The following is a 20169-nucleotide window of genomic DNA, read 5'->3' as shown; positions in this document are numbered from 1 at the left end:
GTCACTCGCCGGGTGTGAAGGACACCGGCAGCCGGGCGGGCTTGCTGCCGGTCGGTGCGACCTGGAGGGTCTTCAGTGCGAACTCCATAACCTTCTTGTAGATGGGGCCACAGATCTGGCCGCCGAAGTAGCTGCCCCTGGTCGGGTTCTGGATGGCGCAGTAGACGGTGATCCGCGGCTTGTCGGCGGGCGCGAATCCGGCAAAGGACGCGGTGTAGCCCTTGTAGCGCCCGGTGGCCGGATCCACCCGGTTGGACGTGCCGGTCTTTCCGCCGACGCGGTAGCCGGGGATACGGGCCTTGGTCCCCGTACCCTCCTCGTCGTCGACGACCGATTCCAGCATGGTGGCCACGGTCCTGGCGGTCTTCTCGCTGACCACGCGGGTCTTCTTGGGCGCCGGGGCGGGGGTGAAGCGGCCGTCGGGGCCCTTGGTGCCGCGGATGAGCGTTGGCTGGATCCGTACGCCGCCGTTGGCGATCGTCGAGTAGACCGAGGCCGCCTGCATGGCGTTCAGCGAGAGGCCCTGGCCGAACGGGATCGTGTACTGCTGCGAGGTGCTCCAGTCCTTGGGCGCGGCGAGGATGCCCGAGGTCTCGCCGGGATAGCCGAGACCGCTGGGGCGGCCGAGGCCGAATTTGCGCAGGTAGGAGTGGAGGACCCGGTTGGCCTCGGGCCGGGTCTTGCCGAGCTGCTCGGTCGCCAGGATGGTGCCGATGTTGCTGGACTTCGCGAGCACGCCGTTGAGCGTCAGGTACCAGGTGGGGTGGTCGATGTCGTCCTTGAACAGCCGGTCGCCCCGGTGCAGCCGGTTCGGTACGACGACGTGGGTGCCCGGCGCCGCGGCGTTCTCCTCCAGTACCGCGGCCATGGACATGACCTTGGCGGTGGAGCCCGGTTCGTACGCGTCCTGGAGGGCGGCGTTGCCCATGGCGGCGGCGTCGGCCTGCGAGAGGTCGTTGGGGTCGAAGCCGGGGGAATTGGCCATGGCGAGGACCTCGCCGGTACGGGTGTCCTGGACTATCACGTAGCCGCGGTCCGCCCCGGACTTCTCCACCTGCTTGCTGATGGCGTCCTGGGCGGCCCACTGGATGTCGCGGTCGATGGTCAGCTCGATGTCGGAGCCGGGCACGGCGGGGACCTCGCGGGCGCCGACGGTGGGGACCCGGCGGCCGCCGGACTGGGCGTACTTGATCTCCCCGTCCTTGCCGGCGAGCTCCTCGTCCAGCTGGGTCTCCAGGCCGCCCGCGCCCTTGCCCTCGGCGTTGACGTAACCGAGTATCCCGGCGGCGAGATCACCGTTGGGGTAGACGCGCTTGCTGCTGGCCTCCTGGAAGACGCCGGCGAGGACGTTGACACCCTTGCCGCCCTTGGCCTTGTCCGCCGCGGCCTTCTCGGCGAAGACGCTCTTCAGGTCCTTGATCTGGTTCCAGATCTGCGGCGTCTGGCGAGGGGCCAGGAGGACGTACAGGCTCTTGGGCTTCCTCAGCTTCTTCGCCAGGTCGCCCGCGTCCTTGCGGAGGATCGGCGCGAGGAGCGCCGCGGCCTGCTCGGGAGCGTCCGGGGTCTTGGTGAACTTCTCGGTGAACATCGACGGGTCGGCCGTGATGTTGTGCGCGTCGACGCTGGTGGCCAGCGCGATGCCGCCGCGGTCGGTGATCTGGCCGCGCTCGGCGGCCAGCGTGGCGCTGGAGTACCGGTTCTTCTCGGCCTTGGCGGTGTACGTGCTCGCGTCGACGGCCTGGACCTGGAGCAGTCGTACGACGAAGGCCAGCATGACCAGGGTCAGTCCGACGCCGACCAGCCGCAGCCTGGGCCGGGGACTGCCGAGCACCAGGGCGCGGCCGGCCCTGGGCGCGGGGCGCGGCCGCCCGACCGGGGGGCGCGCCTTGGGCCGCGCGGCGGGCCTGGGCCGCCCGCCGCTGTGCGGGCGCCCGGGGCCGGGCACGCGGCGGCGCGGTGGTTCCTGGGGGGGCACTGCGTCACCTGCCGGGGGTCGTGGTCGGCTTCGCGGACGAGGGCTGCTGGCGGGCTGTTGGGTGGCTTGTGGCGGCTTACGGGACGGGAACGGCGGCGGGCGGGCCCACGGGAGCCGGAGCGGACGCGGGCGGGGACGCGGGCTGGGACGCGGGCTGGGACGCGGGCTGTATCGGGACGGACGGGGTGGACGCGGCCGGTGGCGCGGAAACCGGCGGGTAGGCGGCCGCCGGGGCGGGCGGGCCCGGCACGGGGAAGCTCAGCGGCGCGGTGCGGGCGGCGGGGGCGCCGGCGGACGCCCGGGACGGTACGCCCCGGACCGAGCCGTCGGGGTTGAGGAACGCGGGGCTGCCGCCGGGCACCATGCCCAGTTCGCGGGCCCTGCGCTCCAGGGCGCCGGGCGCGGACCGGTCGTCCACGTACTGCTGGAGTTCCTGTTCCTTGTCGGTCAGTTCGGTGGTCCGCTTCTTGAGTTCGCTCAGCTTGAACGAGCCCTCGTTGAGCGAGGAGTTCAGCAGCAGCAGCGTGATGAGCCCGCCGCCGAGCAGCAGCACGACCAGCAGTACGAAGGGGGTCCTGGCCGCCTGGGCGGGACCCGACGGCATCAGCCGCGACAACCGCGCGGCCCGCCCCTTCAGCTGCTTGGCCGGCTTGGTCACAGCACGTCCTCCCGGATGCGCTGCGCTCCGCGCAGCCGGGCCGGGGCGGCGCGGCGGTTCTCCGCGATCTCTTCGTCCGTCGGCAGTTCCGCGCCGCGCGTCAGCAGCTTCAGCCTCGGCTGGTACTGCTCGGGTACGACGGGGAGGCCGGGCGGCGCCGTGTTGGCTGCGCCCGCCGCGAAGACCTGCTTGACCAGGCGGTCTTCCAGCGAGTGGTAGGAGAGGACCGCGATCCGGCCGTCCACGGCGAGCGTCTTCACCGCCGCCGGGATGGCCCGCTCCAGGACGCTGAGCTCACCGTTGACCTCGATGCGCAGCGCCTGGAAGGTGCGCTTGGCAGGGTTGCCGCCGGTGCGCTTGGCGGCCTGCGGCAGTGCGTCGCGGATCAGCTCGACGAGCCGGGCGCTGTTGCTGAAGGGCTCCTTCTCGCGCTCGCGCACGATCGCGGAGACGATTCTCTTGGCCTGCTTCTCCTCGCCGTACTGGCGCAGGATGCGGACCAGTTCACCCGGCGGGTAGGTGTTGAGGACCTCGGCCGCGCTGACACCCGTCGTCTGGTCCATGCGCATGTCGAGCGGGGCGTCGTGGGCGTACGCGAAACCGCGCTCGCGCTCGTCGAGCTGCATCGAGGAGACGCCGAGGTCGAAGAGGATGCCCTGGACGCGCGGGACGGAGAGCCGCTCCAGGACCTCGGGCAGCTCGTCGTAGACGGCGTGCACCAGGGTGGCCCGGTCACCGAACGGGGCGAGCCGCTCGCCGGAGAGCCGCAGCGCCTCCTTGTCCCGGTCGAGCGCGATCAGCCGCGCCTCGGGGAAGGCGGTGAGCAGGGCCTCGCTGTGTCCGCCGAGACCGAGGGTGCAGTCCGCCACCACTGCCCCCGGCTTGTCGAGGGCCGGGGCCAACAGGTCCAGGCATCGCTGGAGCATCACCGGGACGTGTCGGGACTGGCTCAATGCGCCCTCTCAGGTACCGGCGCGGCTGTGTACGTACGGCCTGGTCCCCACCCGCTCGAAAGGGGACGGCCTGCCGGCGCCGGGGAAGTGGCGTCGGCCGACCGGCGAGCGGGAGGAGGCCGGGCCGTACGTACGCCGCGCACGCGGGAGTAATTCAAAATGTGCGAGATGTGTCCGTAAAGCAGTAAGGGACGCGTCACGCCACCCACTTCGCGTCACTTTAGTCGACTCGTCCGCCCGGTCAATCAACGGGCCAGCGCGTCGCGCGGCCTTACGTTCACCCGTACGGAGGATGCTTCGTGACGCCTGTGGGTTACCTCACAACAAGCCCTGTTGACGTTCTTTGTCCCTTCTCACAGCGAGCCGGCACCGGCCGCGCCTATTAACGTCTGAGGCATGTCGACTTCCGCGCACCTTCCCGCCGAACCCAACGCCGCGAAGACCGCCGAGGCCCTCACGGGCGGCACGGTCACCGACCGCCTCGTCGAGGCGAACCGGCAGTACGCCGCGAGCTTCGACAACCCGGGGATGGACGCGCGCCCCGTCCTCCACGTCGCCGTGGTCGCCTGCATGGACGCGCGCCTCGACCCCCACGCCGCACTCGGCCTCGAACTGGGCGACTGCCACACCATCCGCAACGCGGGCGGTGTGGTCACCGATGATGTGATCCGCTCCCTGGCCATCAGCCAGCGCGCGCTCGGCACCCGCAGCGTCATACTCATCCACCACACCAAGTGCGGCATGGAGGGCCTCACCGAGGACTTCAGGCACGAGCTGGAGGACGAGGTCGGACAGCGTCCCTCCTGGGCCGTCGAGGCGTTCCGCGATGTCGATCGGGACGTTCGCCAGTCGATGCAGCGCGTGCGGACATCGCCGTTCCTGCCGCACACCGACGATGTGCGCGGCTTCGTCTTCGACGTGACCACCGGGCTGCTGCGGGAGATCGACCCGGTGAAGTAGCACCCGCCACGCGGGTGAAAGCACGGCAACCCCCGACATACCGCCCTCAGTTATCCACAGGCGAGTGACACGAAGCGGTAACGGCAACAACAATGCGGGTGTGACATCTCGCTCGGAACCGTCCGAGCGCGGTGTCCGTATTTCGGGGTGGGCCGTTCCGTCGTTGTGGCGCCGGCCCGTTGAACGGGCTAGGAGGGCCGGGGTGACGACCTATGACGATCGAGCGAGCCTCACAGATCTGACCACCACAGTGGAGCGAGTCCGCAGGTCGGTGGAGGGTGTGATCGAGGGCAAGCCTGAGGTCGTACGCCTTTCGCTGACCGTGCTCCTCGCGGAGGGGCATCTGCTGATCGAAGACGTGCCGGGCGTGGGCAAGACGATGCTCGCGAAGGCGCTCGCGAGATCCATCGACTGTTCGGTACGGCGTATTCAGTTCACGCCCGATCTGCTGCCTTCGGACATCACCGGCGTCAGCATCTACGACCAGCAGCGGCGTGACTTCGAATTCAAACCGGGCGCGATCTTCGCCCAGATCGTGATCGGCGACGAGATCAACCGCGCGTCGCCGAAGACCCAGTCCGCGCTGCTGGAGTCGATGGAGGAGCGCCAGGTCACGATCGACGGACAGACGTACGAGCTGCCGTCGCCCTTCATGGTGGTCGCCACGCAGAACCCGGTGGAGATGGAGGGTACGTACCCACTGCCCGAGGCCCAGCGCGACCGCTTCATGGCGCGGGTCTCCATCGGCTACCCGAGCGCCGAGGCCGAGCTCCAGATGCTGGATGTGCACGGCGCGGCCTCGCCGCTCGACGACCTCCAGCCGGTGGCGCACGCCCACGAGATCCTGAAGCTCATCGACGCGGTCCGTACGGTCCACGTGGCCGATGCGGTGCGGCGGTACGCCGTGGAGCTGGTGTCGGCCACCCGCAGCCACCCCGATCTGCGCCTCGGCGCCTCGCCGCGTGCCACGCTGCATCTGCTGCGCGCCGCCAAGGCGTCCGCCGCGCTGAGCGGGCGGGACTACGCGCTGCCCGACGACGTACAGGCGCTCGCGGTGGCGGTGCTCGCGCACCGGCTGCTGCCGACCGCCCAGGCGCAGCTGAACCGGCGTACCTCTGAGCAGGTCGTACTGGAAATCCTCCAGCGCACCGCCGTGCCGACGGCGGAGCGGAGGGCGACGCCGCCTGCCGCTGCTCCGATGTACGGCGCTCAGCAGCCCGGCGTACGGCGACTGTGATGGCGGCTGCGCCGGCGCCTGGGGGTGGTGCCGCACCCGTCGGGGCCGACACCGGTGGGGGCGACACCAGCAGGGACGACGACGGCAAGGGCGGTCTGCGGGCCGCGCTGTCGGGGTTGACCACGCGCGGCCGGTCGTTCCTGGCGGCCGGTGTGGCCGCCGCGGTGTGCGCGTACGTCCTGGGGCAGGGCGACCTGCTGCGGGTCGGGCTGCTGCTCGCCGTGCTGCCGCTGGTGTGCGTGACCGTGCTGTACCGCACGCGTTACCGGGTCTCGGGCAGCCGGCGGCTGACGCCGTCGCGCGTACCGACGGCCTCGGAGGCGCGCGTACATCTGCGGCTGGACAACGTCTCGCGGCTGCCCACCGGTCTGCTGATGCTCCAGGACCGGGTGCCGTACGTTCTGGGGCCGCGGCCCCGGTTCGTGCTGGACCGGGTGGAGGCGGGCGGCCGGCGTGAGGTGTCCTACCGGGTCCGGTCGGACCTGCGCGGGCGTTATCCGCTCGGGCCGCTCCAGCTGCGGCTGACGGACCCCTTCGGCATGTGCGAGCTGACCCGCTCGTTCAGCGCGTACGACACCCTGACCGTGATCCCGCGCGTCGAGGCGCTGCCCGCGGTGCGGATGACCGGCGAGGCGTCGGGGTACGGCGACGGGCGCAACCGCTCGCTGGCGCTGGCCGGCGAGGACGATGTGATCCCGCGCGGCTACCGGCACGGCGACGACCTGCGCCGCGTGCACTGGCGCTCCACCGCGCGCTACGGCGAGCTGATGGTGCGCCGCGAGGAGCAGCCGCAGCGGGCCAGGTGCACGGTGCTGCTCGACACCCGGCGGGTCGCGTACCAGGGGGCCGGGCCCGACTCGGCCTTCGAGTGGGCGGTGTCGGGGGCGGCTTCCGCCTTGGTGCACATGCTCGAACGGGGCTTCTCGGTACGGCTGTTGACCGACACCGGCAATTCGGTGCCCGGGGAGGGGGCCGGCGGCTTCGCCGGAGCCACTCAGGAGACGGCCGACTCCGCCGGGCTGATGATGGACACGCTCGCCGTCGTCGGGCACTCGGACAGCGCGGGGCTCTCCGCGTCGTACGACGTGCTGCGCGGCGGGAACGAAGGGCTCCTGGTCGCCTTCTTCGGCGACCTGGACGAGGACCAGGCGGCCGTGGCGGCGCGCATGCGCCAGCGCGGTGGGGCCGCCGTCGCCTTCGTGCTGGACAGCGAGACCTGGACGCAGGGGAAGGCCCCGGGGCAGGGCCGGGCGGCCGACGCGGCGGGCCTCATGGCGCGCGTTCCGGCCGCGGCCGAGGAACGGGTGCGGCCGCTGCGCGAGGCGGGGTGGACGGTGCTGACCGTGCCGCCCGGCATGCCGCTGGCCGACCTGTGGCGGATGGCCGAACGACAGCGCGCCGGCTCGGGGGCCTCACCCGCGGGCGCCGCGCCACGCACGACGGGGGGATGGTCATGAGCGGTCGCGGACGGCTGGCGCTGTGCGCCACGGCGGCCACCTTGATGGCGGCGGGAGCGCTGCTGCCGCTGGTCAACAAGACGTCCTGGTTCCTGACGGCCGTACTGCTGGTCTCGGTCCAGGCGGGCGTGGGAGCGCTCGCCCGGCGGGTGCCGCTGGCGCGGACGCTGACCGTGGCGGTCCAGGCCCTGGTGGCACTGGTGATGCTGACCGTGGTGTTCGCCAGGGACTCGGCGATCGGCGGGGTGCTGCCGGGGCCCGACGCGATCGGTGAGTTCGCGAGGCTGCTGGAAGCGGGCACGGACGATGTCGGGCGGTTCGCCATCCCGGCGCCGGCGAGCGAGGGCATCAGGCTGATGCTGGTCGGCGGGGTCCTGGCGATCGCCCTGGCGGTGGACGCGATCGCGGTGACGTTCCGCAGCGCGGCCCCGGCCGGGCTGCCGCTGCTCGCGCTCTACTCGGTGGCCGCTGGGCTTTCCCCGGGCGGCGCGAGCTGGTTGTGGTTCCTGCTGGCGGCCTCCGGCTACCTGCTGCTCCTGCTGTCGGAGGGCCGGGACCGGCTCTCGCAGTGGGGTCGCGTCTTCGGCGGTGCGCCGCGCACCGAGGGCCGTACGACAGCCGCCGGGTTCGAGACGGCGGGCGGTTCCGCGCTCGCCCCGGTCCGTACGGGCAGGCGGATCGGCGTACTGGCGCTGGGCGTCGCCCTGGTCGTGCCCGCCGCGCTGCCCGCCCTGGACGGCGGTCTGTTGAACGGCACGGGCACCGGGGGCGGTGGCGGTTCCGGCGGCGGCACCATTTCGGCGGTCAATCCGCTGGTCTCGCTGCAGAACAGCCTCAACCAGCCCGATGACCGCGAGGTGCTGCGGTACCGCACGAACACGGACGACACGAAGGATCTCTATCTGCGGATCGTCTCGCTCGACCAGTTCGACGGCGCCGCGTGGAAGTCGTCGGAGCGCCGGATCGAGGACGTACCGGAGCGGCTGCCGCAGCCGCAGGGGCTCAGCCCCGGCGTGCGTACGACGGAGATCAACTCCAGCGTCTCGGCGGCCGGCTGGTACGCGCAGAGCTATCTGCCGCTCCCTTATCCGGCGACGCGGGTGGACATCGGCGGCCGCTGGCGTTACGAACCGGCCGGCCGCACGCTCGTCGGCGACCGGGGCCAGAACACCCGGGGTGTGCGCTACACGGCGGGCAGCCTGATAGTGCAGCCGACGCCCGAGCAGCTGGCCGCGGCCGCCGCGCCGCCGGCCGACCTGTTGCGCGACTACACCAAGGTCCCCGGTTCGCTGCCGGAGGTGGTCAGGTCGACGGCGCTCGAGGTGACGAAGGACGCCTCGAACGACTACGAGCGGGCGGTCGCGCTCCAGGACTGGTTCGCCTCAAAGGGCGGCTTCACGTACGACACACAGGTGCGGTCCGGCAGCGGTACGGCCGCGATCGCCCGCTTCCTCCGGGACAAGGAAGGCTTCTGCGTCCACTTCTCCTTCTCGATGGCCGCGATGGCCAGGACGCTGGGGATCCCGGCGCGGGTGGCCGTGGGCTTCACGCCCGGCTCCGCGAAGCCCGACGGCACCATGTCGGTCGGCCTGCGCGATGCGCACGCCTGGCCGGAGCTGTACTTCGAGGGCGTGGGGTGGACGCGGTTCGAGCCGACGCCGACCCGTGGCTCGGTGCCCGAGTACACCCGCGAGGAGACGCCGTCGGGCAGCGCCTCCAACCCCGCGCAGGCGCAGCCGAGCACCTCGGACGCGCCTTCGGCGGCGCCGAGCGTCACGGACAGCTGCCCCCCGCAGATGAGGAGGCAGGGCGAGTGCGGCGGGCCCGCGCAGCAGGGCGGTGCCGGGCCCACTGATACGGGATTCCCGCTCGGTCCGGTGCTGCTGGTGACCCTGGGCGTGGCTCTTGTGGTGCTCCTGGTGCTGCTGCCGCTGCTGTGGCGGAGCCGGGTACGTGCGCAACGGCTGGGGTCCGGGGGGCGCACGCCCGCGGATGCGGCCGCTCGTACGCTGGCCGGCTGGCGGGAGATCACCGACGCGGCGTGGGACTTCGGCATTGCGCCGGACGAGTCGCAGACGCCGCGCAAGGCCGCCGCGCGGATGGTGCGCCTGGGCGAGCTCGAAGGTGCCTCGGCCGATGCGGTGCACCGGGCGGCGGGTGCGGTGGAGCTGGTGCTCTACTCCCCGCGGCCTGCCGTCTCGGGCAGTCTCGCCGAGGAGGCGCAGCTGGTACGGGCGGGTCTGCGGGCCTCGGCCGGTCGGGGAGCGCGTCTGCGGGCGGTTCTCGCACCGCGCTCGGCTGTCCGGGTGGTGTGGGCCGTGTCGGGGCGCTGGGCGGCCATGACGAACCGGTGGGCCGGTAGTCGCTGGACCTTCGAGAGCCGGGCGAGGTGGGCGGTCGCCCTGCGGCGCCGCCCGTCCCGGCAGCGCGGCTGACGGGCGGGAATACGAAGTGAGGGGTGACCGCGTGGAAGCGGTCACCCCTCACTCGTAAGCAAGTGTTGGATGCGATCGATCGCTTGTCCGATCAGCGAACGCGGCCGATGTCAGCGTGTCAGTGGCCCTGGCCCTCGTCACGGCGGCGCTGCCACCGCTGCTCGATCCGGTCCATGACCGAACGTCGCTGCCGAGGCTGGCTGCGAGCAGCCGTGCCAGTACCGGTGCCGGGAGCCGATTGCTCCCCCGGCTTCGGGGCCTTGCGCCAGCCGGTGACCGCGAGCACCGCGCAGCCGAGCATCACAAGGAAGCCCACCACGCTGACCCAGATCTGCTGTGCGACCATTCCGGCCATGAGGAGCGCGATACCCACCAGAAAGCCTGCGACTGCCTGGTAGACCCGTCGTCGGGTGTACGTACGCAGCCCGCTTCCCTCAAGCGCTGTCGCGAACTTGGGATCTTCGGCGTACAGCGCTCGCTCCATCTGCTCGAGCATTCGCTGCTCGTGCTCCGAGAGCGGCACGGGAGTCCTCCTACTCGTCGGTCGCGGGGGGCGACCGTTTGCGGCCCTTTCAGAATAGGCAGGGAATCGCCCCCGTGAAACCCGCCCTCTACGCCAATTCACAATCCGGGCCGCCATGCCGTTTCGGTTGCCTGAGGAAGACATTCCCCATGGGCCGATCCGCCATGCGCACGGTGTGCTCCGATCATACGGGGCAAGGCGGCCGATCGGGGGGCCTGTGGCGGACTCCATCTGCCACTGCGTTGCTGATCAGCCGCTTTTCGCGCCCGCTGGGACCGTTCCTCAGCGCTCGCCGGGCCCCTGCTTCTCGCCGAGAACGTGCAACTGGGTCGCGACGGAGTGGAAGGCGGGGAGCTCGGCCGCCGCGGCCTCCAGCTTGAGCAGGGCGTCCAGGGCGCCGGGCTCGGTGTCCACCAGGGCGCCGGGGACGAGGTCGGCGAAGACCCGTACACCGTGGACGGCGCCGACCTCGACGCCGGCCTTGGCGACCAGTTCGGTGAGCTGATCGGCGGTGAAGCGCCGTGGCACCGGGTCGCCCTCGCCCCAGCGGCCCGCCGGGTCGGCGAGGGCCTGCCTGGCCTCGGTGAAGTGACCGGCGAGGGCCCTGGCCAGTACGGCGCCGCCGAGGCCTGCGGCAAGCAGGCTCAGGGTGCCGGAGGGGCGGAGGGCGTCGACGGCGTTACGCACGCCCTCGGCCGGGTCGTCGACGTATTCGAGGACGCCGTGGCACAGGACCGCGTCGTACCCGCCGCGGTCGACGACGTCGAAGAGGCCGTGGATGTCGCCCTGCACGCCGCGCACGCGGTCGGCGACGCCTGCCTCGGCGGCCCGTCGCTCCAGCGCGAACAGCGCGTTGGGGCTGGGGTCGACGACGGTGACGCGGTGGCCGAGGCGGGCGACGGGCACCGCGAAGTTGCCCGTGCCGCCGCCGGTGTCGAGGACGTCCAGGGCGTCGCTCCCGGCCGCCTCGGCCTTGCGGTCGAGAGCGTCCTTGAGGACCTCCCAGACCACGGCGGTACGGAGGGAGGCGCGGGGGCGCATCGGGTCCGACACGGCAGTTGACTCCTCGGCGCGGTGCCGCCGCGGGCGGCGGGGGCGGTGAACGGTGCGGGGCGCTCAGACACAGGCTCTCAACGCCCTGCCCACCCTATTGCCTCCGCGAACCGCACCCGTCATCCCGCCTCCGAGTGGTCCGTACTCCCGGTACGGGGCAGCGGCAGCACCGGATCGAGCACGAGCAGCCGCTCGACCAGGCTCAGGAACATCGCCACGTCGCGCACCAGGTCGTCGGCGTCCCGGGTGCTCGCCGCTCCCTGTATGCCCGCTTCCGCGCGGGCGCGGCGGCGGGCGCCCGAGGCGAACAGGGCGCTCCACTCGGTCAGTTCCGGGGCGATCTCCGGAAGCACCTCCCAGGCGCTGCGGATCCGCCGGCGCCGGGGCGCGGTCTCCGGCCGGCCGCGGGCCGCGAGGACGGCGGCGGCGGTGCGCAGGGCGGCGAGGTGGGCCGTGGCGTACCGCTCGTTCGGCACTTCGAGGCCGGTGGCCTCGTCCAGCCCGCCGCGGGCCTGGGCGAGCAGATCGAGGGCGGCGGGCGGCGCACCGGCCCTGCGCGGCACGGGGTGGACGTCTGAGGACGGGCGAGAGGACGTACGAGAAGACGTGTGAGCCATGACGAGCCTCCTTCGTCGCGTGACGGCTCTGTAGCCGTATGTGTCCATGGTGAAGGGCGCCACTGACAATCCGCGCTGACCTGGCCTTTTGCTTCGATCGCAGGTTCGGGATAGTTTTTGCACTGACTGGTCAGTTCAAATAAGGGGAGGGCTTGTGGACAGCCCGAGCAGCACGCACGGGGCAGCTGTCACCGCGGAGGGCTTCGGACTGAAGGGCCCGCGCGGCTGGGCGTTCCGCGGCGTGAGCATCGCGGCGGAGCCCGGCGCGATCGTCGCGGTCGAGGGCCCGTCCGGCTCCGGCCGCACCTGCCTCCTGCTCGCCCTCACCGGCCGCATGCGCGCCACCGAGGGCCACGCGGAGGTCGGCGGCCTGCGCCTGCCGAAGAAGATGGCCGCCGTACGCCGCATGAGCGCGCTCGGCCCGGTCACCGGCGTCAGCGAGCTCGACCCGGCCTTCACGGTCGCCGAGCACCTGCGGGAGCGCGTGCTCCTCCAGCGCCACTACGCCGGCTCACCTGCCTCCCTGCGCGCCCTGCTGCGGCCCCGCGCCGAGCGCGCGGCCGACGCGCGGGCCAGGATCGACGCCGCGCTGGACGCCGCCGGCCTGGACGTGGACACGCTGCCCAAGGGGGCGCGTACGTCCGTACGGGACCTGGAGCGCCTGGAGGCGCTGCGCCTGTCCGTCGGGCTGGCGCTGATGGGCCGCCCCAGGCTGCTCGCCGTGGACGACATGGACCTCAAGCTCTCCGACGCCGAACGCGCGCAGGCCTGGGAACTGCTGCGGTCCGTCGCCCGAGGGGGGACGACCGTCGTCGCGGTGTGCAGTGAGGCGCCCGACGACGCGCTGCGCGTCACCACCGGAACCGACAACTCCAACGACACCGAAGAGGGGGCGGACGATGCGCTCGCCGAAACTGGCCGCGCTTGAGCTGAAGCGGTTCGGCAGGGGGAGGCTGCCGCGCGCCGCGCTCGTCGCGCTGCTGCTGCTTCCCCTGCTGTACGGCGCCCTGTACCTGTGGTCCTTCTGGGACCCGTACGGCAGGCTCGACCGGATACCCGTCGCACTCGTCAACGACGACAAGGGCGCCACCGCCGACGGCAAGAAGATCGCCGCGGGTGACGACATCACCGGAAAGCTGCGCGACAGCAAGGTCTTCGAATGGCACGAGGTGAGTTCCGAGGAGGCCCGCAGGGGGGTTGAGGAGGGCGCGTACTACCTGTCCCTGACCATGCCGTCGGACTTCAGCGAGCGGATCGCTTCCAGCTCGGGCGACGTTCCCGAGACGAGCGCCCTTCAGGTGCGTACCAACGACGCGAACAACTACATCGTCGGGCAGATCTCGCGAACGGTCTTTTCGGAGGTTCGGACCGCGGCCTCGAAGAACGCCTCCCGTTCGTTCCTCGACAAGATCTTCATCTCCTTCTCCGACATCCATGACGCCACCGAGAAGGCGGCCAAGGGCGCCGACGAGATCAAGGGCGGGATCGGAAAGGCGCAGAAGGGCTCGGGCGATCTCAAGAGCGGCCTCAACACGGCCAAGGCCGGCTCACAGAGGCTCGAGAACGGACTGAAGGACGCCAAGAAGGGCAGCGGCGACCTGTCCGCCGGCGTGACCAAGCTGCACAAGGGATCGGGCGACCTGAAGAGCGGCTCGCAGCAGGTCGCTGACGGAACGCAGACCCTCGCCGACAAGGTCAACGGCATCTCCGACGCGATCGGGCCGCACCTCAAGGACAACGGCAAGACGATCGGGGACACGGCGAAGCTCGTCGCCGACACGACCCAGGGGGTCCGCGACGGACTCGGCTCCCTCGTGAAGGAAGCGCCCGGAGCGGCCGACGATGCCCGTGCGGCCGCCGCCGACCTGCACACCGTCTACGAGGCGCGCTGTGTGAGCCAGCCTCTCCCCGACCCCGCTTGCCCGCAGCTGAAGAGGGCCGACGAGGCGGCCGCCAAGACGGCTCTCGTCGCCTCGGACGTCAACAACCTCATCAAGAACCAGCGCGGCGCCCTGACCCAGCTGGACAAGGATCTTGCCAAGCTCCAGCAGCAGGCGCGCGAGCTGTCGAAGCGGGCGCCTCACCTGGACGAGGACCTGAACAGCGCCGTCGCCAAGGTCAACGCGCTCAACGCCGGCGCGAAGAAGGTCGCCCAGGGCGCCGCGAAGCTCAACACGGGCCTGGCCACCGCGAAGACGGGCGCCGGCGACCTGGACAACGGCATCGGAAGGCTCAAGAACGGCGCCACCGATCTCGACAACGGGCTCGGCAGGCTCCAGTCCGGCGCCGGGGAACTGAACGGCGGCCTGATCAAGCTCGCCGACGGCTCCGGCGAACTCGCCGGCGGCCTGCACAAGGGCGTCGGCCGGATCCCGGACTACGACAAGGAGAACCGTGACCAGCGCACCGGCGTGATGGCCGACCCGGTCCAGCTCGCCTCCCAGTCGATGCACAAGGCGCCCAATTACGGCACCGGATTCGCCCCGTACTTCATCCCGCTGTCCCTGTGGGTCGGCGCGATGGTGGCGTACATGCTGATCCAGCCGCTCAACCGGCGCGCCCTCGCCGTGGGAGCCTCCGCCTGGCGGATCGCCCTGGCGGGCTGGCTGCCGGTGGCCGCGCTCGGGGTGCTGCAAGTGGCCGCGCTCATGTCCGTACTGCACTGGGGCCTGGGACTGCGGATGGAACGCGCCGCGGGAACGATCGGTTTCCTGGTACTCGTGACGGGTTGTTTCTCCGCGATCGTGCAGTGGCTCAACGCCCGGTTCGGCGCGGCGGGACGCATCCTGGTCCTCGCCGTTCTGATGCTCCAGCTGACCTCGGCGGGCGGCACGTACCCCGTACAGACCAGTCCGGGGTTCTTCAACGCCATCCACCCCTTCCTGCCGATGACTTACGTCGTGGAGGGCCTGCGCCGGCTCATCACGGGCGGCGGCCTGGAGCCGGTGTGGACAGGCAGCCTCGTGCTGCTGGCCTTCACCGTCGGAGCGCTGGCGCTGACGGCCGTCTCGGCGCGGCGCAAGCAGGTGTGGACCCTCGATCGTCTCCACCCGGAGCTCAGCCTGTGAGAATCGTGTCCATGGAAAGCAGCAGAACGCGCCGCTCCGGCACCAAGCAGAAGCTCTACGAGGCGGCCGTCACTCTCATCGCGGAGCAGGGCTTCTCCTCGACGACGGTGGACGAGATCGCGGAGCGCGCCGGCGTCGCCAAGGGCACGGTCTACTACAACTTCAAAAGCAAGACCGAGCTCTTCGAGGAGCTGCTGCGGCACGGTGTAGGACTGCTCACCACCTCGCTGCAGGCGGCAGCCGACGAAACGGACGAGCGCGGCGGCACCAAGGTGGAGGCCCTCGACGCGATGATCAGGGCCGGTCTTGGCTTCATCGACCGCTATCCGGCCTTCACCCAGCTGTACGTCGCCGAACTGTGGCGCACCAACAGGGCCTGGCAGTCGACGCTCCTGGTGGTGCGGCAGGAAGCCGTCGCCGTCGTCGAGACGGTGCTGCGCGAGGGCGTCGAGAACGGCGAACTGAGCCAGGAGATCGACATTCCGCTGACGGCGGCCGCACTGGTCGGCATGGTGCTGGTGGCGGCGCTCGACTGGCAGGCGTTCCAGCGCGAGCGGACGATCGACGACGTGCACTCCGCGCTGTCGCTGCTGCTGCACGGCCGGGTGAGCGGGCGTCGCTAGGGAGCGTCGCCGGAGCACGGCTGGAGAGCGGCTGGAGAGCGGCTGGGAACAGCGAAAAACGCCGGTCCTTCGAGGCTCGATCCCCCCGAGCCTCGCCGGACCGGCGTTTCCCTTCTCCTCCCCCGCGGGTCCCCCGACCCCCGTGGTACACCCCCGCTCCGTCAGGGGAGCCGCGCCGCTCCGCCGCCCCGTGTCGGCGGTATCGGCGCTGCGCCCCTTCCGTGGTCCCCACTCTTCCGTCTGCGCAGGTGGGAGCCCATCCGCGAAGCTACTCATCTCCTGTACTAGGTACGGATACTCACCCCTGCGTGCTCAGCCCCAGCCGAGCCGGCCGGCGACTGGTGACGATCGCGCCCGCGTTCGTACTCCCCACCCGTGGCGGCCGGGTTGTCAGTGGTGGCCGCTAAAGTCCCTGGCATGGCACGGATTGTGGTGATCGGCTCCGGGATGGGCGCGATGGCGTCCGCCGCCCGGCTGGCCGTCGCGGGCCACCGCGTGGTGGTGTACGAGCGCGCGGCGACGTACGGCGGCGCGCTGGGCAGGTTCGAGCGGGACGGCTTCGTCTTCGACACGGGGCCGGGCCTGCTGCACTTGCCCGCCGTGTACCGGGACCTGTTCGCCAAGACCGGCAAGGAGTCCCTGGAGCAGTGCGTCGGTCTCGACCCCGTGGACCCGGCGAGCCGCCACCTCTTCGCCGACGGTACGGACGTCTCGCTGCCCAACGCCTCGCGCGCCGGTGTCGTTTCCGCGCTGGACGCGGCGCTCGGCGCCGGAACGGGTGAGCGCTGGGGCGACTTCCTGAACCGGGCCCGCGACGCGTGGGACCGGACCAGGCGGCCCCTGCTCGAAGAACCGCTGTGGCCCAACTGGCAGGTGCTCGGCCGTGACCCGTATCCGTCGCTGCGCCGACGCAGGCTGCTGCGGCGCGACCGCGCGGCGGCGACGGTCGCGGAAATCGGCGCGTGGGAGCTGGCTGACCCCCGGCTGGCCGCGCTGCTGGACAGTTACGCCCTGGCGTACGGCCTCGATCCGCGCGGCGCACCCGCGGCGGCCGCCGTACTGCCGTACATGGAGCAAACCTTCGGCAGCTGGTATGTGCGCGGTGGGATGCGGGAACTGGCGCGGGCGCTGTACGAGCGGTGCCTGGCCCGCAAGGTGGAGTTCGCCTTCGGCGCCGAGGTCGTCGCCATCGCGGAGAAGGACGGCCGCGCGGCGGGCGTCGAGCTGGCCGACGGCACGGTCGCCGCGGCGGACTCGGTGGTCTTCGGGGGCGACCCCCGCCTCCTCGGCGGTATGACACCGGGGCGTGAGGTGTGGGCCGCTGACGACGTCGCGCCGGGACCGGTTCCCCCGAGCCGGCTCACGGTGTTCCTCGCGCTGCGCGGCGGCCGCCAGGACGGCGCCGCGCACCGGACGGTGGTCCACTCCCCCGGCGGCGGCGCACAGGCGTCGGCGGCGTTCGCCGGCGAGCACGCCGAGCGTCCCACCGTCACCGTGCTGCGGCCCGACGACCCGCTGACCCGCCCGGACGACGCGCACGAGGCCGTCACGCTCACGGCGACCGTCGCCGCGCAGGGTCCCGTCGACTGGACGGACGAAGCGCTGGCCGGGCGGTACGCCGACGCGGTGGTCGGGGCCGCGCTCGCGGCCGTGCCGGACCTCCGCGAGCGCCTGCTCTGGCGCGAGGTCCGCACCCCGGCGGACACAGCGGCCGCGACCGGCGCCCCGGGAGGTGCGGTGCCGCCGCCCTCGCTGGCCGGCGCCGAGGGCCGCCTGCTGCACCCGGCCAACAGCACGCGGCTGCCCGGCCTTCTGCTGGCCGGAGGCTGGGCGCATCCCGGCGGCGGGCTGGCGCACGCCGGAATGTCGGGCGCCCTCGTCGCGGGGCTCGTCGTCGAGGGGGAGGGCTTCCGCGGCTCGCAGTAGGAAGGCGGGCGGGGGCCAGGGCTGGGTCCCGGTTGGTCAGTAGCGGTACTGCTCGTTGTAGCCGGTGTTGTCGTAGCCGTTCTGGTACGGCTCCTGGGCCGGCTGCTCGTCGCTGAAGGGCTGCTCGCCGTCACGCTGCTGCGGGACCCAGACGCCGCCGGGCGGGGTCTCGTTGGTGTACTGCTGGGCGCTGTACTGCTGAGCGCCGTACTCCGGGGTTCCGTACTCCTGCGTTCCGTAATCCTGGCCGCCGTACTGCTGGCCGCCGTACTGCTGGGTGCCGATGTACGGGTCGGAGTAGGCGGCGTACTGCTGCTGGTCGGGCGCGTAGTCGTACTGGCCGGTGTACGTCTCCTGGTGGGGCTGGTCGTAGCCGGAGTAGGTGTCGTACGTGCCGTACCCGGCGCCGAACCCGTCGCTGCGGGACTGCTGTTCGGCCGCGTACGCCGCCACGTCGTACACGCCGTACTGCCCCGTCTCGTCCGGCAGCGGCTGCACCGGTGCGTACACCGGCTCCGCCGGGTCGGCGGCCGGCTCGTACTCGAGGTCCGACACCTCCAACGTCGGCTCCTGCTCGACGGGCCGCGTGCCGCGCTTGCGGCGGCGGCTCTCACCCGGCTTGCCGCCGATCGCCCAGCCCGTCGAGAAGCCGCGGCGGAACGACAGGGTGACGTACGTCTGACCGATCGCGAAGGCGACCGCGCCGCCCGCGATCACGAACACGGACGGCATCAGCACACCGAGCACCACGCCCATGAAGCCGGCGAAGGCAAGCAGCCGCCATCTCAGGCGCGCCTTGTACTGCAGCAGCACTTCGCCGAGCAGCCACAGTGCGACAACTCCGAACGCGATGTAGAGGACCGCCCAGCCCATGCCCGCCCCTCTCCTACGGCCGCTCCCGCGAAAGGAGGCGGGTACGGCCGGTCAGGACTGCTCGTGCAGTCCGAGATTCTCGTAGATCTCGAGCGTCGCCGTGGAGTTGTTGAGCGTGATGAAGTGCAATCCGGGTACGCCCTCGGAGAGCAGCCTCGCGCAGAACTCCGTGGCGAACTCGATGCCAATGGAGCGTACAGCGGCCGGATCGTCCTTGACGGCGAGGATCCGCTCTTTCACGGCGGCCGGGAAGTGCGCGTTGCTGAGCTGCGGAAGCCTGTCCAACTGCTTGGTACCCGTTACGGGCATGACCTCCGGGATGATCGGGGTCTCGCAGCCCGCGGCGGCGACCGAGTCGCGCAGCCGCAGATAGTTCTCCGGATCGAAGAACATCTGGGTGATCGCGTAGTCTGCGCCGGCGCGGCACTTGTCCACGAAGTGCCCGATGTCGGTGTCCCAGTCGGTCGAGCGCGGGTGCATCTCGGGGAAGGCCGCGACGCCCACGCAGAAGTCGCCGGACTCCTTGATGAGCCGGACCAGGTCGGCGGCGTACCGCACGCCCTGAGGGTGCTCGACCCACTCGCCCATCGGGTCGCCGGGCGGGTCTCCGCGCACGGCGAGGATGTTCCGGATTCCGGCGTCCGCGTACTGGCCGATCATGTTGCGCAGTTCGGCGACGGAGTGGTCCACCGCCGTGAGGTGCGCGACCGGGGTGAGCGTGGAGTCGGAGGCGATCTGCTCGGTGGCCCCGACCGTTCCGGCGCGGGTGGATCCGCCCGCTCCGTACGTCACGGAGACGAAGCTGGGGGCTACCGCCTCGACCCGGCGCAGCGCGTTCCAGAGGTTCCGCTCACCCTTTTCGGTCCTGGGCGCGAAGAACTCGAACGAGTACGAAGTTTTGCCGGTCGCGAGCAGCTCACGCACGGTGGGTGCGTGATCCGTCCTGGTCGAAGCTGTGCCAAGGGCCATACCCGCAGGTTAACCAGGCCTCGGCGTGGCCCCAACAAAAGCAGGGGTTTTGTCCGTATTGCCAGATTGTTGTCCACCTATCGGACAACCGTGGACAGTCGTGGCCCAGCCCGGGACGGCTATACGGCGTACGCCCTGACCCTCTTCGCGAGCGCGGCCGCGGCGGCGGCCGGGTCGTCGGCCTCGGTGATCGCCCGTACGACCACGACCCTGCGGGCACCCGCGTCCAGCACCTCGTCGAGATTGCCCGCGTCGATGCCGCCGATCGCGAACCACGGCCGGTCCTGGCGCAGCCCGGCGGCGTACCGGACGAGGCCGAGGCCGGGGGCGTAACGGCCGGGCTTGGTGGGGGTGGGCCAGCAGGGGCCCGTGCAGAAGTAGTCCACGCCAGGCTCGGCGACGGCCGCGTCGACCTCCGCCTCACCGTGCGTGGAGCGGCCGACGAGGACGTCGGCGCCGAGGATCGCCCGGGCGGCCGGAACCGGCAGGTCACCCTGTCCCAGGTGCAGTACGCCGGCGCCGATGGCGTGGGCCACGTCGGCCCGGTCGTTCACGGCGAGCAGTTTGCCGTGCCTGCGGCAGGCATCGTCGAAGACCTGGAGGTGCTCCAGCTCCTCGCCGGCCTCCATTCCCTTGTCGCGCAGCTGCACGATGTCCACGCCGGAGGACAGGACGGCGTCCAGGAACTCCGGAAGGTCGCCCTGACGCTTTCGCGCGTCCGTGCACAGGTACAGCCGGGCATCGGCGAGCAGTGCGCGCTTCGTGGACGCGGGCATGGTGGTGTCCCCCCGTTGGTGGGCGGTGGGCGGGGGGGCGGCGGCCCCGGGCCCCCGGGGGGGTGT

General features: G+C 71.6%; 17 protein-coding genes. 8 read left to right on the top strand and 9 right to left on the bottom strand.

Features of this window, described 5'->3' with window-relative positions; genetic code table 11:
* Position 1: 1 nt before the first annotated feature.
* The 3 genes from ABZX79_RS33050 to rsmH all read right to left on the bottom strand — a co-directional run bounded on the left by ABZX79_RS33050 (position 2) and on the right by rsmH (position 3586).
* Positions 2 to 1975, bottom strand: a complete 1974-nt coding sequence (locus tag ABZX79_RS33050) for a penicillin-binding transpeptidase domain-containing protein (RefSeq protein WP_355266108.1) — start codon at positions 1973 to 1975, stop codon at positions 2 to 4.
* A gap of 76 nt (positions 1976 to 2051) precedes the next feature.
* Complete coding sequence (locus ABZX79_RS33045; protein ID WP_355266105.1) at positions 2052 to 2633, bottom strand: septum formation initiator; 582 nt, start codon at positions 2631 to 2633, stop codon at positions 2052 to 2054.
* Positions 2630 to 3586 carry a 16S rRNA (cytosine(1402)-N(4))-methyltransferase RsmH gene (gene rsmH / locus ABZX79_RS33040; RefSeq protein ID WP_355266102.1) on the bottom strand — a complete coding sequence of 319 codons (957 nt, stop codon included), beginning with the start codon at positions 3584 to 3586 and terminating at the stop codon, positions 2630 to 2632. Before rsmH ends, ABZX79_RS33045 begins: the two co-directional genes overlap by 4 nt.
* A gap of 396 nt (positions 3587 to 3982) precedes the next feature.
* Between rsmH and ABZX79_RS33035 the strand changes: the two genes are divergently transcribed.
* From ABZX79_RS33035 to ABZX79_RS33020, 4 genes are all read left to right on the top strand, one after another.
* Positions 3983 to 4546, top strand: a complete 564-nt coding sequence (locus tag ABZX79_RS33035; protein WP_355266099.1) for a carbonic anhydrase — start codon at positions 3983 to 3985, stop codon at positions 4544 to 4546.
* A gap of 202 nt (positions 4547 to 4748) precedes the next feature.
* Positions 4749 to 5783, top strand: a complete 1035-nt coding sequence (locus tag ABZX79_RS33030; protein WP_355266096.1) for a MoxR family ATPase — start codon at positions 4749 to 4751, stop codon at positions 5781 to 5783.
* Positions 5783 to 7240 carry a DUF58 domain-containing protein gene (locus ABZX79_RS33025; protein WP_355266093.1) on the top strand — a complete coding sequence of 486 codons (1458 nt, stop codon included), beginning with the start codon at positions 5783 to 5785 and terminating at the stop codon, positions 7238 to 7240. The genes ABZX79_RS33030 and ABZX79_RS33025 overlap by 1 nt, the downstream gene beginning before the upstream one ends.
* Positions 7237 to 9675, top strand: coding sequence for a DUF3488 and transglutaminase-like domain-containing protein (locus ABZX79_RS33020; protein WP_355266090.1), 2439 nt, complete (start codon positions 7237 to 7239; stop codon positions 9673 to 9675). The genes ABZX79_RS33025 and ABZX79_RS33020 overlap by 4 nt, the downstream gene beginning before the upstream one ends.
* Before the next feature lie 118 nt (positions 9676 to 9793).
* On the opposite strand, the gene ABZX79_RS33015 is transcribed toward ABZX79_RS33020, so the two are convergent.
* The 3 genes from ABZX79_RS33015 to ABZX79_RS33005 form a co-directional block, all read right to left on the bottom strand.
* Positions 9794 to 10198, bottom strand: a complete 405-nt coding sequence (locus tag ABZX79_RS33015; RefSeq protein WP_214977466.1) for a DUF3040 domain-containing protein — start codon at positions 10196 to 10198, stop codon at positions 9794 to 9796.
* A 282-nt stretch (positions 10199 to 10480) separates the two neighbouring features.
* On the bottom strand, positions 10481 to 11251 hold the full coding sequence (locus ABZX79_RS33010) for a methyltransferase (protein WP_355266087.1): 771 nt from the start codon (positions 11249 to 11251) through the stop codon (positions 10481 to 10483).
* Positions 11252 to 11370: 119 nt separating this feature from the next.
* On the bottom strand, positions 11371 to 11868 hold the full coding sequence (locus tag ABZX79_RS33005; RefSeq protein ID WP_355266084.1) for an SAV_6107 family HEPN domain-containing protein: 498 nt from the start codon (positions 11866 to 11868) through the stop codon (positions 11371 to 11373).
* A 154-nt stretch (positions 11869 to 12022) separates the two neighbouring features.
* On the opposite strand from ABZX79_RS33005, the gene ABZX79_RS33000 reads away from it, so the two are divergent.
* The 4 genes from ABZX79_RS33000 (at position 12023) to ABZX79_RS32985 (ending at position 17485) form a co-directional block, all read left to right on the top strand.
* The gene (locus tag ABZX79_RS33000) at positions 12023 to 12796 is read left to right on the top strand and encodes an ATP-binding cassette domain-containing protein (RefSeq protein ID WP_355266081.1); all 774 of its coding nucleotides are present in this window, start codon (positions 12023 to 12025) and stop codon (positions 12794 to 12796) included.
* Positions 12768 to 14936 (top strand): YhgE/Pip domain-containing protein, encoded by a 2169-nt coding sequence (locus ABZX79_RS32995; protein WP_355266078.1) that lies wholly within the window; start codon positions 12768 to 12770, stop codon positions 14934 to 14936. The genes ABZX79_RS33000 and ABZX79_RS32995 overlap by 29 nt, the downstream gene beginning before the upstream one ends.
* Positions 14937 to 14947: 11 nt before the next feature.
* On the top strand, positions 14948 to 15559 hold the full coding sequence (locus ABZX79_RS32990; protein ID WP_355266075.1) for a TetR/AcrR family transcriptional regulator: 612 nt from the start codon (positions 14948 to 14950) through the stop codon (positions 15557 to 15559).
* Positions 15560 to 15976: 417 nt separating this feature from the next.
* A complete protein-coding gene (locus ABZX79_RS32985; RefSeq protein WP_355266072.1) occupies positions 15977 to 17485 on the top strand; it encodes an NAD(P)/FAD-dependent oxidoreductase in 1509 nt (502 codons plus the stop codon).
* A 36-nt stretch (positions 17486 to 17521) separates the two neighbouring features.
* On the opposite strand, the gene ABZX79_RS32980 is transcribed toward ABZX79_RS32985, so the two are convergent.
* From ABZX79_RS32980 to thiE, 3 genes are all read right to left on the bottom strand, one after another.
* Positions 17522 to 18358 (bottom strand): hypothetical protein, encoded by an 837-nt coding sequence (locus ABZX79_RS32980; RefSeq protein WP_355266069.1) that lies wholly within the window; start codon positions 18356 to 18358, stop codon positions 17522 to 17524.
* Between the two features lie 51 nt (positions 18359 to 18409).
* The gene (gene metF, locus ABZX79_RS32975; RefSeq protein ID WP_355266067.1) at positions 18410 to 19327 is read right to left on the bottom strand and encodes a methylenetetrahydrofolate reductase [NAD(P)H]; all 918 of its coding nucleotides are present in this window, start codon (positions 19325 to 19327) and stop codon (positions 18410 to 18412) included.
* 119 nt (positions 19328 to 19446) lie between these two features.
* Entirely contained in the window at positions 19447 to 20103 is a 657-nt protein-coding gene (thiE, locus tag ABZX79_RS32970) for a thiamine phosphate synthase (protein WP_355266064.1), read from the bottom strand.
* Between the last annotated feature and the right edge of the window lie 66 nt (positions 20104 to 20169).

The sequence above is a fragment of the Streptomyces sp. NPDC002994 genome (assembly GCF_040611155.1).
Lineage (GTDB): Bacteria > Actinomycetota > Actinomycetes > Streptomycetales > Streptomycetaceae > Streptomyces.
This window is presented reverse-complemented; position numbering and strand designations above follow the sequence as displayed.

What these genes read in the sequence shown, in the direction of transcription:
- ABZX79_RS33035 (WP_355266099.1), top strand. Translation starts at nt 3,983, where the DNA reads ATGTCGACTTCCGCGCACCTTCCCGCCGAACCCAACGCCGCGAAGACC.
- ABZX79_RS33025 (WP_355266093.1), top strand. Translation starts at nt 5,783, where the DNA reads ATGGCGGCTGCGCCGGCGCCTGGGGGTGGTGCCGCACCCGTCGGGGCC.
- ABZX79_RS33020 (WP_355266090.1), top strand. Translation starts at nt 7,237, where the DNA reads ATGAGCGGTCGCGGACGGCTGGCGCTGTGCGCCACGGCGGCCACCTTG.
- ABZX79_RS33005 (WP_355266084.1), bottom strand. Translation starts at nt 11,868, where the DNA reads ATGGCTCACACGTCTTCTCGTACGTCCTCTCGCCCGTCCTCAGACGTC.
- ABZX79_RS32995 (WP_355266078.1), top strand. Translation starts at nt 12,768, where the DNA reads ATGCGCTCGCCGAAACTGGCCGCGCTTGAGCTGAAGCGGTTCGGCAGG.
- ABZX79_RS32990 (WP_355266075.1), top strand. Translation starts at nt 14,948, where the DNA reads ATGGAAAGCAGCAGAACGCGCCGCTCCGGCACCAAGCAGAAGCTCTAC.
- ABZX79_RS32985 (WP_355266072.1), top strand. Translation starts at nt 15,977, where the DNA reads ATGGCACGGATTGTGGTGATCGGCTCCGGGATGGGCGCGATGGCGTCC.
- ABZX79_RS32980 (WP_355266069.1), bottom strand. Translation starts at nt 18,358, where the DNA reads ATGGGCTGGGCGGTCCTCTACATCGCGTTCGGAGTTGTCGCACTGTGG.
- metF (WP_355266067.1), bottom strand. Translation starts at nt 19,327, where the DNA reads ATGGCCCTTGGCACAGCTTCGACCAGGACGGATCACGCACCCACCGTG.
- thiE (WP_355266064.1), bottom strand. Translation starts at nt 20,103, where the DNA reads ATGCCCGCGTCCACGAAGCGCGCACTGCTCGCCGATGCCCGGCTGTAC.